The 14,847-nt window shown below is 62.7% G+C and carries 11 protein-coding genes; 6 read left to right on the top strand and 5 right to left on the bottom strand.

Annotated elements, in window-relative coordinates; genetic code table 11:
- The first annotated feature begins 163 nt into the window (after window positions 1-163).
- Window positions 164-808, top strand: a complete 645-nt coding sequence (locus ACLF6L_RS09020; protein WP_412851486.1) for a DUF3782 domain-containing protein — start codon at window positions 164-166, stop codon at window positions 806-808.
- A 97-nt stretch (window positions 809-905) separates the two neighbouring features.
- Window positions 906-2,921 (top strand): capsular polysaccharide biosynthesis protein, encoded by a 2,016-nt coding sequence (locus ACLF6L_RS09015; protein ID WP_412851485.1) that lies wholly within the window; start codon window positions 906-908, stop codon window positions 2,919-2,921.
- On the opposite strand, the gene ACLF6L_RS09010 is transcribed toward ACLF6L_RS09015, so the two are convergent.
- From ACLF6L_RS09010 to ACLF6L_RS08990, 5 genes are read right to left on the bottom strand one after another with little or no spacing between them, the layout of a single operon-like run.
- Entirely contained in the window at window positions 2,909-3,994 is a 1,086-nt protein-coding gene (locus tag ACLF6L_RS09010) for a chain-length determining protein (RefSeq protein WP_412851484.1), read from the bottom strand. The genes ACLF6L_RS09015 and ACLF6L_RS09010 overlap by 13 nt on opposite strands.
- Window positions 3,991-4,731: an ABC transporter ATP-binding protein gene (locus ACLF6L_RS09005; protein ID WP_412851483.1), complete on the bottom strand. Its 741-nt coding sequence runs from the start codon at window positions 4,729-4,731 to the stop codon at window positions 3,991-3,993. Before ACLF6L_RS09005 ends, ACLF6L_RS09010 begins: the two co-directional genes overlap by 4 nt.
- The gene (locus tag ACLF6L_RS09000) at window positions 4,728-5,507 is read right to left on the bottom strand and encodes an ABC transporter permease (RefSeq protein ID WP_238618095.1); all 780 of its coding nucleotides are present in this window, start codon (window positions 5,505-5,507) and stop codon (window positions 4,728-4,730) included. The genes ACLF6L_RS09005 and ACLF6L_RS09000 overlap by 4 nt, the downstream gene beginning before the upstream one ends.
- A complete protein-coding gene (locus tag ACLF6L_RS08995) occupies window positions 5,507-7,246 on the bottom strand; it encodes a polysaccharide biosynthesis/export family protein (protein WP_412851482.1) in 1,740 nt (579 codons plus the stop codon). The genes ACLF6L_RS09000 and ACLF6L_RS08995 overlap by 1 nt, the downstream gene beginning before the upstream one ends.
- Window positions 7,243-7,629 carry a DVU3141 family protein gene (locus ACLF6L_RS08990; RefSeq protein WP_412851481.1) on the bottom strand — a complete coding sequence of 129 codons (387 nt, stop codon included), beginning with the start codon at window positions 7,627-7,629 and terminating at the stop codon, window positions 7,243-7,245. Before ACLF6L_RS08990 ends, ACLF6L_RS08995 begins: the two co-directional genes overlap by 4 nt.
- Window positions 7,630-7,895: 266 nt before the next feature.
- Here ACLF6L_RS08990 and ahpC point away from each other — a divergent pair, with 266 nt between their 5' ends.
- From ahpC to ACLF6L_RS08970, 4 genes are all read left to right on the top strand, one after another.
- The gene (gene ahpC, locus ACLF6L_RS08985) at window positions 7,896-8,459 is read left to right on the top strand and encodes an alkyl hydroperoxide reductase subunit C (protein ID WP_008931554.1); all 564 of its coding nucleotides are present in this window, start codon (window positions 7,896-7,898) and stop codon (window positions 8,457-8,459) included.
- A gap of 89 nt (window positions 8,460-8,548) precedes the next feature.
- Window positions 8,549-10,105: an alkyl hydroperoxide reductase subunit F gene (ahpF, locus tag ACLF6L_RS08980; RefSeq protein ID WP_412851480.1), complete on the top strand. Its 1,557-nt coding sequence runs from the start codon at window positions 8,549-8,551 to the stop codon at window positions 10,103-10,105.
- Window positions 10,106-10,422: 317 nt separating this feature from the next.
- Entirely contained in the window at window positions 10,423-10,803 is a 381-nt protein-coding gene (locus tag ACLF6L_RS08975) for a hypothetical protein (RefSeq protein ID WP_238618091.1), read from the top strand.
- Between the two features lie 485 nt (window positions 10,804-11,288).
- Window positions 11,289-14,669: an ATP-binding protein gene (locus ACLF6L_RS08970; RefSeq protein ID WP_412851479.1), complete on the top strand. Its 3,381-nt coding sequence runs from the start codon at window positions 11,289-11,291 to the stop codon at window positions 14,667-14,669.
- The last annotated feature ends 178 nt before the right edge of the window (window positions 14,670-14,847 follow it).

The raw sequence follows: 14,847 nt of genomic DNA, 5'->3' as shown, positions 1-14,847 counted from the left end.
GGCAGTCTATCATGGCCCCTGGTGGTGGTCGTTGTTGCCATCGCCACTGCCACTGCCATCGCCATCCCGTCGGTGTTGTAGGCCAGCGGGGGGGGGGGCTTTTTTTTGGGGGAAACCGCCGCTTGTGCGATCATGGTACCAGACATCGAAAGAGGAACTTCCCGTGACCCAAGCTAACCCCACACTGGATGATGTCTGGCGGCTGTTTCAGGAAACGGATCGCCTAATCAAAGAATCCGCACAGGAAACTGACCGCAAGTTCAAGGAAACTGACCGCAAATTTCAGGAAACCGACCGCAAGTTCAAGGAAACTGACCGCAAATTTCAGGAAACCGACCGCAAGATTCAGGAAACCGACCGCCTGATCAAGCAACTGGCCAAGAACCTCGGCGATATTGGCAATCGCTTGGGTGAGTTTGTCGAACACATGGTTGCACCTGCAGTAGTGCGCTTGTTTCGTGATCAAGGCATTGAGGTTCATGCCGTTTATCCGAATATCCGTGCCAAACGCAACGGCGTGGCATTGGAGATTGACCTGTTAGTGGTCAACGATGGCGTGCTCATTGGCGTTGAATGCAAGAGCAAGCTGGTAGAGGCACATGTCGATGCTCATTTGGAACGCCTGGGCCACTTCAAGCGCGTCCTGCCCATTTACAAAGATCATCGGGTGATGGGTGCCGTGGCGGGGATGGTGGTGGAAGATAAGGTCGCCCAGTATGCCCTTGACCGCGGGTTATATGTGCTCTGCCAAAATGGCGAGCAGATCGACCTGCGCACCCCGCCCGGATTTCAACCGGTAGTGTGGTAGCACAAGTTGACGGGGTGATGGCACAGGGGGATTTTCGTTGTTTCAGGTTTTCGGTACCTGCTCAAGGACATTGAGCCGCAATACACGAGTTGCCCGCATGCTCGGCGCCCGCCTGGTGCATGTTTCCGCATGGAGAAAGCCTCCGGCCGAAGTGACCACCCTGGTGGGCTGGGGGCGCAAGGGTCCTGCCTTCAAGACCCTGGCCTTGGCCGAAAACCATGATCTGCCCTTCATCACCCTGGAAGATGGTTTCCTGCGCTCCTTCGGGCTGGGGGTCAACGGTACGCCCGCCCTGTCCGTGGTGGTGGACGATCTGGGGATCTATTTTGATGCCCGGCAACCTTCCCGCCTGGAGCAGATACTCCAGCATGAAACGTTCTCGGCGCCACGCCTGGTGCAGGCCGATCTGGCCCTGGAGCGACTGCGTCGGGGGCGTCTGACCAAGTACAACCAGGGCGCCGAGGTGCCTCCCGGCGCTTTCGATCCTGATCGCAAGCGGGTCCTGCTGGTGGATCAGACCGCCGGGGATGCCTCCATCACCTGCGGTCTGGCCACGGAAGAGACCTTTCTTCGCATGCTGGAGGCCGCCTTTGATGAGCATCCCGATGCCCAGGTCTGGATCAAGACCCATCCGGATGTCCTGGCCGGGCGCCGCCAAAGCTGTCTGTCCCGGGCCCAGGCCCGTCGGGATGTCCACTGGATCACTCAGGACTGGCATCCCCATGACCTGCTGGGCCATTTTCACCATGTCTATGTGGTTACCTCCCAAATGGGACTGGATGCCCTGATCGTGGGGCGTCCGGTCACCTGTTTCGGAGTGCCCTTCTACAGTGGCTGGGGGTTGACCGATGATCGTGCCGGTTGCGATCGGCGTACCACGCGGCGCACCCTCAGGGAACTCATCGCCGCCGCCTATCTGCGCTACCCCCGCTACCTGGATCCGGAAACCGGCAACCCGGGGGATTTCTTTCAGGTCGCCGACTTCATCGAGCGCCAGCAGCGTGTCCGCGATCAGTGGCCCCGGCGCTTCATCGGCGTGGGGGTTCAGCGCTGGAAGCAGGCCCATTTGAGGCCGCTGTTGGCCCAGGCACGGGAGGGGGTGGTGTTCGTGCCGACACCGAAGGCCGCGGCGGCGATGGATCCGCGGCCCGGTGATGCCTTCGTGCATTGGGGACGGGATGCGCCGGAAGACTTGATGACGCTTGCCGGGGAATGGGGGCTGCGCACCTTTTTTATCGAGGACGGTTTCTATCGCTCGGTGGGATTGGGTTCGGATCTGATTCCGCCGCGTTCCCTGGTGCTGGATGAACAGGGACTCTATTTCGATCCCCGGACGCCGTCCGATCTGGAACGGCTGCTCAACACGGCGGTGTTCCAGCCGGATGAACTGGCGCGGGCGCGTACCGTGCGTGATCTGATCGTCCAACAGGGGCTGACCAAATACAACCTGGAAAGCCATGCCCCGGTGCAGTGGCCCGCCGGGGACCGTCCGGTGATCCTGGTGCCGGGGCAGGTGGAGGATGATGCCTCCATCCGCCACGGCTGTGCCGGGGTCAACACCAATCTTGGGCTGATCCGGGCCGCCCGGGCCGCCTGTCCGGAGGCCTTCATCGTTTTCAAGCCGCATCCGGACGTGAGTTCCGGCAACCGGCGAGGGCACGTGCCTGATGACCAGGCGCTGGCTCACGCGGACTGGATCGAGCGGGAGGCCAGCGTGGTGGCCTGTATCGAGGCGGCGGATGCGGTACATACCATGACTTCCATGGCCGGGTTCGAGGCCCTGTTGCGGGAAAAACCGGTGGTGGTCCATGGTCGTCCCTTTTATGCCGGATGGGGGCTGACACAGGATGCCCTGCCCATGCCCGGGCGCACCCGCCGGTTGACGCTGGATGCGCTGGTGGCCGGGGCCTTATTGCGTTATCCGCTGTACTGGGACGGGTCGGTGCGGGGCTTCGTGTCCTGCGAGTCGGTGCTGCGGGGGCTGGTGGCGGAGCGCGATGCCCTGCAGGCGCAGGGCAGGCTGGTGCATTTGCGGCGGGGCTGGGTCCGACGGCAGGTTCGCAAGGTCAGGGGCCTGGTGGCGGGCCTGCTCCCGGATCATCAATCCCGGTGATCACGGATGATGGCGGCCAGCATGTGGATGATCAGGGCGCCGAGGATGGCCAGGATGCTGAAAACGGTGATGTTGTACACCCGCCGTGGCTCCATGGCGTATTGGGGGTAGGTGGCCTCCTGCAGCACCGAAACCTGCTTGAGGGTGCGGGCGGCTTCAACCCGGGTGTTTTCCAGGGAGGCCAGGGCGTTGGCATAGAGTTCCCGGGCAAACTCCACCTGCAGCAGCAGGGTTTCATATTCGGCGGCCAGACGATTGAGGGCGTCACCGCTCTGGGCCGCCATGCGGGTGCGTTCGATGTCGATCTGGTTGCGAATGGCCTGGATCTCGCTGCGCAGACGGACCATTTCCGGCGAGGTGGGACTTTGGGACTCACTCAGGGCCATCTGTCTTGCGCTGAGCTTGGCCAGTTCCGCCTCCAGTGAGGCCACCACGGTGCTCAGGCTTTCCACCGTGCCGGTGGGGGAGACGAGGCCGTGCCGGTTCTGGAAGGCCAGGAGGTTTTCCCGGGCCTGTTCCAGCCGCCTCTGCAGGTCTGCGACCTGGATTTCGATGAAGCGGACCTGTTCGGTGGCCAGGCGCTGGCCCATGGCGTTCATGTGGGCCTCGCCTTCGCGCATGAGCTTGATGACCATGGCCTGGGCCAGATCCGGATCATAGGCGCTGGCCCTGATGCGCATGATCTGGGCGTATTCGTCCATCTCCACCTTGACCCGGCGCAGGTAGTGGCGGTGGAATTTTTCCAGCGGCAGGTCGGCGTCACTCAGGCGCGAGAACCGATCAATGCGCCGGTCGCTGTAATGTCCCCTGAGATCGAAGGCCTCATCCAGCTTGCGGGCCATGTCCACCGACAGCAGATGATCCCGCAACAGCAGCATGTCGGCCATGTTGCCGCCACCGGTCATCAGCGATGCAAAGCTCAGGGTGGGGGGGGCGATCTGCGGGGTCTGCAGCACCACGTTGGCTTGGGAGACGTAGCGATCCGAGGAAAGCAGGGACCAGTAGGTGGCGGCGCCGATGATCAGGAGCAGGCAGACGGGCCAGTAGAAGTGTCGAAGGAATATGGTTTTCATGATGATTGTGCGGATGCGGGTTTCGATGCAGGGGGCCTGGGGGCAGCGCTCGGGGCCGGTTTTGCACTTTTGTCCTTGGTGCCGATGCTCTCGTGATAGGCCTTGATGGCTGCGTCGATGCTATCGAACCAGTGGGCATGGCCTTCGTGCAGGAAGATGCCTGCCTGGCACAGATCTTTAAGGATGCCCTCGCTGTGGGACACCATGATCAGGCTGGCCTGTCCTACCTTGTCCTTGAAGGCCTTGGTGGCCTTTTCGCGGAACAGTTTGTCCCCGACGGCGGTGGCCTCGTCGGAGAGGTAGACATCGAAGTTGAACGCCAGGGAGAGACCGAAGGCCAAGCGGCTGCGCATGCCGCTGGAATAGGTTCTGACGGGTTCATCAAAAGCCTTGCCGATCTCGGCAAAGTCTTCGACAAAGCGGATGACATCCGCGATGGACCGTTCACTGCCGTGGATGCGGGCAACAAACTTGCAGTTCTGGCGTCCGGTCATGGAGCCCTGGAATCCCCCCGCCAGTCCGATGGGCCAGGAAACCCGGCAGCGGCGGATGATCTCTCCCCGATCCGGGGTGTCCATGCCGCCGATGAGTCGGAGGAGGGTGGACTTGCCGGCACCGTTTCGGCCTACCAGGCCCACGCTCACGCCCTTGGGGATCTTCAGGTCGATGTCCCGCAATACCCAGTCGCTGCCATGGTGATTGTGATAGCGCTTGTAGACGTGGTTGATGTGGATCATTGGGCCTTGAGTCGCTGGGAAAAGCGCAGATGCATGGCCAGTCCGAGCGCGGTGCTGCCGATGATCCAGTACCACAGGTACAGCAGATCCACGCCGGGCATGGTCTTGTAATGCTGGAAGAAGGCCAGGCGCAGTGCTTCCAGTCCATGGACAATCGGGTTGTAAAGCAGCACCTCCTGAACATGGTGCGGTAGGGTCTGCAGGGGAATGATGACTCCGGACAGGATCAGTAGCGGCAGCATCATGACGCGAACGATGATGCCGATCTCGCTGACCAGGGTGGCGGCCACCGACATGACCAGACCGATGCCCATGCCCAGTAACCACAGCAGGCACCAGACGTAGAGTACACCCAGGGGATCGGCGGGAATGACGGGATGACCCAGCAGGCCGGCACCGATCAGCAGAATGAGAAAGACCAGTGTCTTGAGGATGCCTTCCACCACGTTGCGGACCAGGACCGGGTCCACCGGCAGTACCTGGCGATAGGCAAACAGCCCCCGGTTGGCCTCCACGGCTCCCAGCGAACGGGTGACTCCCTCCCTGAACAGGAAAAAGGCGGTCAGACCGACGATGAGCCAGGTGACGAAGTCGGCTCCGAAGATGTACTGAACCCGGCCTATCAGGCTGCGGATCCAGACCATGACCACCACGAAGGCCAGTGGCTCCGCCAGCATCCAGAACCACGCAAACCGGTCTCCCGATGTGCGCGCCACCGCTTCCCGCAGAAACAGCGCCCGCCAGACGCTCCATGTGACCTGCCAGGGGGTACGCATCAAAGATCCACGACAACCTTGGTGGCGATGGCGATCTGGTAAAGGATCTGGGTGAGGGTGGCGGCCAGTTGCAGGTTCTTGGTGGGTACTTCCGGCAGCACCAGGATCTCGTCGCCGGGGCGCAGGGCCACTTGGTCGGCGGCGCGAACTTCGCCGTTCTGACGCACCACCAGGATGTGTTTGCGATCCGCGTGCTGACTGAAGCCACCGGCCCGGTCGATGTAGTCACGCAGGCTCTGACCGGGGACATAGACCATGGCCTGGGGGATCAGCACCTCGCCGCTGATGAGCAGGGAATCGGAACGCTCCGGGATGGTGATGATGTCGCCGTCCTGCAGGCGGATGTCGGCGATGCGGTCCTCGCTGGCCACCACCATGCGGCCGGTGGGCTGCACCTGTCGCGCCCGGGCGACGAAGCCCTGGATCAGTTCCGCCTCGCGGGCGCGGATGGTGGCCTCTTCGGGCGTGGCGGACGAGGCCCCCAGGTAGGTGGTCTCCAGGCGCCGCAGGCTATCTTCCAGGGATTGACGCTGGCGTTCGGCCACCGACAGGCGACGGATGGAGACGGCGGTGACGTCGGTCAGGCGCGGATCGACGGCGATGCTGTCCAGCAGTTCCCGGAGACGGGCATCCTTGGGCACGGCGAAGCGGGAGGGCCCCATGTAGCTGCCTTCCACCTGAACCACGATGGTGTCCGGCCGCTCATCGGCGGAGAACAGGATCTCGTCACCGTTGTTGAGCGGGGTGCGGCGGAATTCCTCCAGGCTCAGATAGGCGGAGAAGGGGCCTTGGGCACGCACGCCGCGCACCAGGACATGGGAGGCATCCGGCGTGTGCTGGGCCAGATCGAGCACGCTCTGGCCGGTGAGGGTGTCCGGTTCCAGTTCGAAGCGGTGGGGGCGGGCCACGTCACCGGCCACGGTGACCACGGGGCCGCGACGTTCCACCACCAGGGTGTCGCCATCCTTGAATTGGGGCCGGGGAATGCTGCCGGTGAGCAGGAAATCGTACAGGTCGGCCAGGGCGATGGTCTCGCCGTCGCGGATCAGGCGCACCCGGCGGTAGCTACCGGTGTCCTGGTCGATGCCGGCGGCCTGGTCCAGGAAGTAGAGCAGGGAGTCGTGGGGGCTGCCGGCGTAGCGGCCGGGGTTGACCACGTGCCCGGTGACGAACAGGGCCACGGGCTGGATGCCCTGGAGGTTGGTGTAGACCTCCACGTTGTCGGTGAATACGGATCTGACGGCGCTTCTGACGCGACCGTCCAACTGGCCGTGGGGCAGCCCCTGGACCTGCACCGGCCCCACATAGGGGATGAAGATGTTGCCTTGGGCGTCCACGGGCAGTACGCGGTCGATTTCCACCGCGCCCCAGGCCCGCAGGGTGATCTGATCACCGGGAAGGATGCGATAGTCGGGGCTCAGGCCGGCGGCGCGGGTGCCGCGAAAGCCGCCCTTGAACAGGTGGGCGCCGAAAGGGGCGATGCCGGTGTCCCGGCCGAGGGTGCCGGGTACGGGGCCGTGGGTGCCGGTACGCCAGTCCACCGGAGAGGGGGGCTCCAGGGTGTCCGGTATGGGGGCGGCCTGCTGGGCGCGGGGGAGGTCTCCCATGCCGCTGAAGCTCTGTGCCGCGGCGGTCATGGGCAATGCCGGGAGCAGCATGATCAGCAGCAGGGTTGTCACAAGCCATGCGGCGGGGCGACCGGTTTTGGGCAGGCTTTGGGCGGTTGTGCAAAGGCTCATGGTGTGATGTCCCCGACCGGGCCGGTGAGTACGCGAACTTCTTCCCATTCAGCTTCGCTCTTGCGGCAGACCAGGGCCGGCCGTTGTCCATGTTCGCCTTGCACCACCAGGCCGCGGCAGGTGCGTCCGCTGGCGGCGAAGTAGGCGGCTTCGGCGTGGATGAGGACGTCATTGCCCCAAGGACTGTCCGACAGTGCAATGCTGCTGCCGGCGGGGGCCTCAGTGAGGAAGCTGTTGAGGGCGGGTGACAGGGCATCCATGGCGTCCGGAGCATGGATGCTGAGCCAGGCGCCTTCGGTGGGCGCGGTCGGCAGGGTGTTGCAGGCCGTCAGGGTGGCCATACAGATCAGGAGGGCCAGGGGGGTGGATCTGGCCTTGTGCAAGGTGTAACCCATGGTGTGCTTGCTTGAGTCCGGTTGCCACTGGAAGTGGGAGGGCGGCTGTGAAGACCCGCCGGGGTGTGCGGCAGTTTAACCTGTCGAGGCAGGGATTTGAACGTGCGCTTCGCGGGCAACACTCTCCCCCTTCGTGATAGATAACAGCTTTTTGGGCGATTGAAATCTTCAATTGCATCTATCCGACAGTCTGGGTATTATTGCACCACAACATTTGGAATGCGTCTAAATCACAACCTTTGGAGAAGCCTGTCATGTCCCTGATCAATACCGAAGTCAAGCCCTTCAAGGCCACCGCCTTCCACAACGGCGAGTTCGTCGAGGTGACCGACGAGAGCATCAAGGGCAAGTGGTCGGTGTTCTTCTTCTATCCGGCCGACTTCACCTTCGTGTGCCCCACCGAACTGGGCGATCTGGCCGATAACTATGCCGAGTTCCAGAAGCTGGGCGTGGAGATCTACAGCGTGTCCACCGACACCCACTTCACCCACAAGGCCTGGCACGACAGCTCTGAAACCATCAACAAGCTGCAGTTCCCGATGATTGCGGATCCGACCCTGACCATTTCCCGCAACTTCGAAGTGCTGATCGAGGAGGCCGGTCTGGCCGAGCGCGGTACTTTCGTGGTGGATCCCCAGGGCGTGATCCAGATCGTCGAGATCAATGCCGGCAACATCGGTCGTAACGCCGAGGAACTGCTGCGCAAGGTGAAGGCGGCCCAGTATGTGGCGGCTCACCCCAACGAAGTGTGCCCCGCCAAGTGGAAGGAAGGGGAGAAGACCCTGGCCCCGTCCCTGGACCTGGTCGGCAAGATCTGAGCAGGTTCGCTCACGCCCATTGAATTGCCCAAATCTCCTATTCCTTGCCCGGGCCGAGTCCCGGGCATTTTTTTATGAGGTCATTCGGCATGCTGGACGCCAATCTGCAGAATCAATTGAAGGCTTATCTGGAAAAGGTCACCCAGCCTTTCGAGATCGTGGCCACCCTGGATGAACGCCCAAAATCCAATGAACTGCTGGAGATGCTGCGGGAGATCACCGCCCTGAGCGACAAGATCTCCCTGCGCACCGACGGTCGGGATAACCGTCGTCCCTCCTTTGCCCTGGTGCGTCCCGGCGAGAGCGGACGGGTGGCGTTTGCCGGTCTGCCCATGGGCCATGAGTTCACCTCCCTGGTGCTGGCCCTGCTGCAGGTGGGGGGGCATCCGCCCAAGGCCTCGCCCGAGGTGATTGAGCAGATCCGGTCTCTGGAAGGGGAGTTCCTGTTCGAGACCTATTATTCCCTGTCGTGCCAGAACTGCCCCGACGTGGTGCAGGCCCTGAACCTGATGGCGGTGCTCAACCCGAACGTGCGTCACGTGGCCATCGACGGCGCCCTGTTCCAGGACGAGGTGGAGACACGGGAAGTGATGTCCGTGCCCAGCATCTTCCTCAACGGTCAGCCCTTTGATCAGGGCCGCATGAGCCTGGAGCAGATCCTGGCCAGGATCGACAAGGGGGCGGCGGAGCGGGAGGCGAAAAAGCTCAATGAAAAGGCCGCCTTCGACGTGCTGGTGGTAGGCGGTGGTCCCGCCGGCGCCGCGGCGGCCATCTATGCGGCCCGCAAGGGCATCCGCACCGGGGTGGCGGCGGAGCGTTTCGGTGGTCAGGTGCTCGATACCATGGCCATCGAGAACTTCATCTCGGTGCCCCATACGGAAGGCCCCAAGCTGGCGGCGGCGCTGGAAAACCACGTCAGGGAATATGAGGTGGACATCATGAACCTGCAGCGGGCCGCGAAGCTGGTGCCCGCCCAGGGTGAGGCCGGGCTGCATGAGGTGCATTTCGCCTCCGGCGCGGTGCTGCGCAGCAAGACGGTGATCCTGGCCACCGGTGCCCGCTGGCGGGAGATGAACGTACCCGGTGAGCAGAAGTATCGTGCCAGGGGCGTGGCCTACTGCCCTCATTGCGATGGTCCCCTGTACAAGGGCAAGCGGGTGGCGGTGATCGGCGGCGGCAACTCCGGCGTGGAGGCGGCCATCGACCTGGCGGGCGTGGTGGCCCACGTCACGTTGATCGAGTTCATGACCGAGCTGCGGGCCGATGCGGTGTTGCAGAAAAAGCTGCGCAGTCTGCCCAACGTGGACATCATCACCCATGCCCAGACCATGGAAGTGAACGGGGACGGCAGCAAGGTGACCGGCCTGACCTACAAGGATCGGGACACGGATGCGCTCAAGCGTCTGGATCTGGAGGGGATCTTTGTGCAGATCGGTCTGGTGCCCAATTCCGAATGGCTCAAGGCGTCGCCGGTGGCGTTGTCCGCCCGGGGTGAGATCGTGGTGGATGCCCATGGCATGACTTCGGTGCCCGGGGTGTTTGCGGCCGGTGATGTGACCACGGTGCCCTACAAGCAGATCGTGATTGCGGTGGGCGAGGGTGCGAAGGCGGCGCTGGGGGCGTTTGATCACCTGATCCGGAATTGAATTCCGGATCAGGTCATTCCTCCGCCGATGGGAATCCAGTGTCGCCATGATGGTATGTCGGGATTGAACTTCCGTCATTCCCGCGAAGGCGGGAATCCAGTGTCGCCGGTGCTCCTGGACTCCCGCTTTCGCGGGAGTGACGGGTTTTTTGGCGGGAGTGAAGAGGTTTTTTACGGGAGTAACGAGGTTTTTTGTGGGGGTGATGGGTTCCCATGAGGGAGTGAGGACGGCAAAATTTTTGGTGATGGATCGGGATTTCTCAACATTTCCCTTGTCCAATCCCATCAGACACCCCCATTCACCTGGAGGATCTCCCCATGGATTCACGACGCAAGCGCGCGGAAGAGGCCCGGCAGAAGATCCTGCAGTCGGGCAACAAGGAGCTGATCGACCGACTGCATTTCCTGGAGGCCACCCAGGGTAATCCCCGGATCGCCGCCCGAGGTCGCCGGAGCGGACCCGGGTTGCTGGGCACCGGCCTGGCCGCCGCCGGCGGGGCCTATCTGGGGACCCTGTTCGCCGGCATGGTCCTGAGCTCACAGATGCAGCAGGCTTTTGCCGACGTGGCCATGGACCTGGGCGTCTCCCCGCTGGACATCGGCCTGGACACCGCGCATCTGGATCTGGATCCCGGTGACATGGGCGCGGACGAAGGCGGTTTCCTTGACGGTTTCGGGGATGACTTTTTTGATATTTGAGTCTCGTCTCCAAGGTTTTGCCTCAGCGACCCAGTGGTCGGACTGATCCTTGCTGCCGCCCATCGGTCCTTTGTCACCGCCCCTGCACAGGCTGGCTGCCGCTGGTTTCTTGCCGTCATTTCCTCGCAGGCCGGCTGCCGCTGGTCTCTTGCCGTCATTTCCTCACAGGCCGGCTGCCCCCGGCCCATTGCCCGTCACTCCCGCGAAAGCGGGAGTCCAGGAAACTCCGTGACTGGATTCCCGCTTGCGTGGGAATGATGCTGCATCAATCAACCCTTAGCCGCATCAATCAACCCTTAAATGAGGGGGGTGAACAATCAAGGCGGATGTTGCCGCGGGTGACGTACAATCACGATGGATGTCGCCGTGGACGGGGCATTGACTGGGTGAACACGATCTGCCGCTGGATCACAGGGTAATTTGACTATGCGGCTTGCTCTGAAAAGGGGAGCAGAAGCATGGCGGGGGCGGGACGTCGGTCAGACATGAGACGGGGATTCGAGGGCATCAGGGCACCGGCTTTTTCCCTGCGTCTGCTCATCGGCCTGCCGCTGGTGCTGCTGACCATGATATCCGCCGCGCTGGTGGCCTGGCTGGCGATTCACGATGGTCGGCTGGCCGTGGACGATATTGCGCGTCAGCTGCGCACCGATGTGCTGATCCGGGTGGAAGATCGTCTGACCGGGTATCTGGGCATCCCCCCCGCCGTTAACGAAGCCAATGCCCGGGCCCTGCGCAGCGGTGTGCTGCGACCGGAGGATACCGCCAATGTGCAGCGTTATTTCCACGGTGTTCTCAGTACCCACCCCTCGCTGGCCTACAGCTTCTTCGGCACCGTGGAAGGTGAGTTTTATGGCGCCCGCCGGCTCAGGGACGGGGATATCCAGGTGGTGCGCGCCGGTGCGGTGACCGGTGGGGATTCCCATAACTTTTCCACCAATGATCTCGGGGATGCCCTGGAGCTCAGGCAAGTCTATCCCGGTTTTGACCCTCGCGCCCGGCCTTGGTACCAGGCCGGGGTGGCGGCGGACGGTCCGACCTGGACGCCTATCTACCGGCATTTCGTGATCCACGACCTGGCGCTGACCGCCGCCCAGCCCTTCAAGGACGACGACGGGAATCTGCTGGGTGTCTTCGCCGTGGACTATGTGTTGACTCAGGTGCATGACTTTTTACGCCGCATCGACCTGAGTCCCGGCGCCCTGATTTTCGTCATGCAGAGGGACGGGCATCTGGTTGCTTCGTCGTCGGCGCCCGAGGGCGGGTTTTTTCGGGAGGAGGCCGGCCGTTTCCTGCCATTGCGGGCAGTGGACTCGGGTATTCCAGCGCTGGCGGAGGTTGCCCGTCTGCTGAGTGCCAGGCCCGGCGGCCTGGCGGCCGTCGGGGAGGAGGAACTGCTCACTTTTGATCTGGACGGAGAGCGCCAGTTTCTCCAGGTGAAGCACTTCGCACCGGCACCGGGGCTTGACTGGGTGCTGGGGGCGGTGGTGCCGGAACAGGATTTTCTCGGCAGTATTCACGCCCAGACCCGGGATACCCTGATCATGATCGCAGGCGTATTACTGGCGGCCCTGCTGTTGGGGGTGTGGATCGCGGCCCGTATCGCCTCTCCGCTGGAGCGCCTGGGCATGGATGCGGATCGACTGGCAAGGGGGGACTGGGAACGCACGCCGGGCCATACTTCCATTCGTGAATTCAATCTGCTGGATCAGGCTTTCCAGTCCATGTCCGGGCAATTGCGTGGTCAGTTCGAGCGCCTGGAATCCCAGGCACGGGTGATCTCCGAGCAGAACGTCCTGCTGGAGCAAAGGGTGGCGCAGCGAACCGAGGAACTGGATCGGGCCTCCAGCCGGTTGCGGGCCTTTTTTGAGAACATCCCTGGTTACATCGTTATCGTCGATGCGGATTTTCGCATCGTGAGCGCCAGTCAGGGCCTGCTGGAGCTGTTCGGTCTCAATCTTTCCTCCGTGCTGGATCAACCTTGTTACCGCATTGCCTGGAACGAGATCGATCCTTGTCCACAGTGTGCATTATCGGAATGTTTTCGTTCCAAAAAACCGATGGTCCGCTACTCCACGCCCCGGGAAGAAGACCGTTTCGGGGGGAAGGCTTTGCAGATCTTCTCCGGCCCCATCCTGAATGAGGAGGGGGAAGTGATCGGGGGCATGGTCTATTACACCGATATCAGTGACCTGCGGGTCATGGAGCGACAGCTGATCAGTGCCCGTGAGGCGGCGGAGTCGGCCAATCAGGCCAAGAGCGAGTTTCTGGCCCGGATGAGCCATGAGATCCGGACCCCCATGAATGCGATCCTGGGTTTGAGTGAACTGGTGTTGCTCAATCAGCCCGCCGGGCAGTCGCGGGACTTCATGCACATCATCGAGCACTCGGCCCGGCATCTGCTCACGATCATCAACGACATCCTGGATCTGTCAAAGATCGAGGCCGGACGCATGGAACTGGTGGAGGCGGATTTTGATCTTCACCAGGTTCTGGCAGAGGTGATCGAGACCCTGCGTGTGCCGGCCGAGGACAAGGGGCTCGCACTGACACTGGCGTTGGCCCCGGATCTGCCACGCTACCTGAAAGGGGACGCGCACCGATTGACCCAGGTTCTGATCAATCTGATCGGCAATGCCGTCAAGTTCACCCAGCAGGGGTCGGTGCGATTGCAGACCCATTGTCTGGGTAAGCCGGACCAGCGACTGCGACTGGCATTCGAAGTGATCGATACCGGTGAGGGGATTCCCCCGGAACGTCAGCGTGAGATCTTTCAGGCCTTCACCCAGGTGGACGGCTCGGCCGGACGCCGCCATGGCGGCACCGGGCTGGGGCTGACCATTACCCGTCAACTGGTGGAGAAGATGGGGGGTGAGATCACGGTGAGCAGTCGTTCGGGAGAGGGCAGCACCTTCCGTTTCACCGTGGCCATGGCCCCGGGCAAGGCGGTGAAGGCATCCGTCCTGCCCGCGGTTGAAACACTGCAGATTCAACCCACCCGCTCCTGGCATGTGCTTTTGGTGGAAGATACCCCGGCCAACGTGGTGGTGGCCGTGCATCTGCTCAAGCGGCTGGGACACCGGGTGACGGTGGCCGACAATGCCCAGGCCGCCTTCGGGTATCTGACAACGGAGTGTCCCGATCTGGTCCTGATGGACGTGGAGATGCCGGGGATCAACGGCTTTGAGGCCACTCGCAGAATCAGGCAAGGGCAGGCCGGCGAGGCCTGTCGGGAGCTGCCGGTGATCGGCCTGACGGCCCATGCCCTGAGCGAATACCGGGAACGGGGACTGGCGGCGGGGATGAATGATTATATCTTCAAGCCCATCAGTCTGGCCGGGCTGGGACAGGCCATTGACCGGGTGATGGGCGCTCGAACGCCCCGTGAAATCGAGACCCTCTCAGCCGCGGAGGAAGAGACCCTTCCCATCGTGGATCTGTCCGTGGTGCTGCAGCGTTTGGGAGACGACAGTATCCTGTTGATGGATACCCTGTTGACCATCCTGCCCGAGCTGCCGGAGCGGCTGGCTGAACTCAGGCAGTCTCTCACGGAGAATGATCTGATCACGGCCCGTCGCATGGCACATACCTTGAAGGGGCATCTGATGACCATAGGGGCTTCCGCCGCGGCCACGGACCTGGCAAGTATCGAGGCCGGGCTCGGGACCGATCATCACGATCAGGCGCTGGACATGATCGAGACCCTGGATGATGCGTTGCTGCTGATCTACGAACAGCTTCCGGGTGCATTGACGGCCGTGCTGGGCACCTTGCCCCGCCATCGCCAGGTACTTCGGGAAGGTATGCCGAAAGTGGAAGCCTTGCTGGTGGGGATGCGGTCGGAGGCCCTGTCGTCGCTCGAGTGACGGCGGCCCGTCCCCGGGTGAAATTCAGCCCCGTGGCCATTGTTGAGCCACCGGGACCCATCTATGATCGGGGTATGCCCAGATACCCTTCAGCACATCTGCTTATGCTTCAGGCCCTTGTGGGCCTTTCTTCCCGAATTGTCCGGACGCCGGTCGGCGGACCGGCAAGGGGAGGGTG

It is taken from the genome of Ectothiorhodospira shaposhnikovii, from assembly GCF_047222355.1.
GTDB lineage: Bacteria > Pseudomonadota > Gammaproteobacteria > Ectothiorhodospirales > Ectothiorhodospiraceae > Ectothiorhodospira.
Note: the sequence above shows the minus strand (reverse complement) of the source record. Positions and strands in the feature narration are given on the sequence as shown.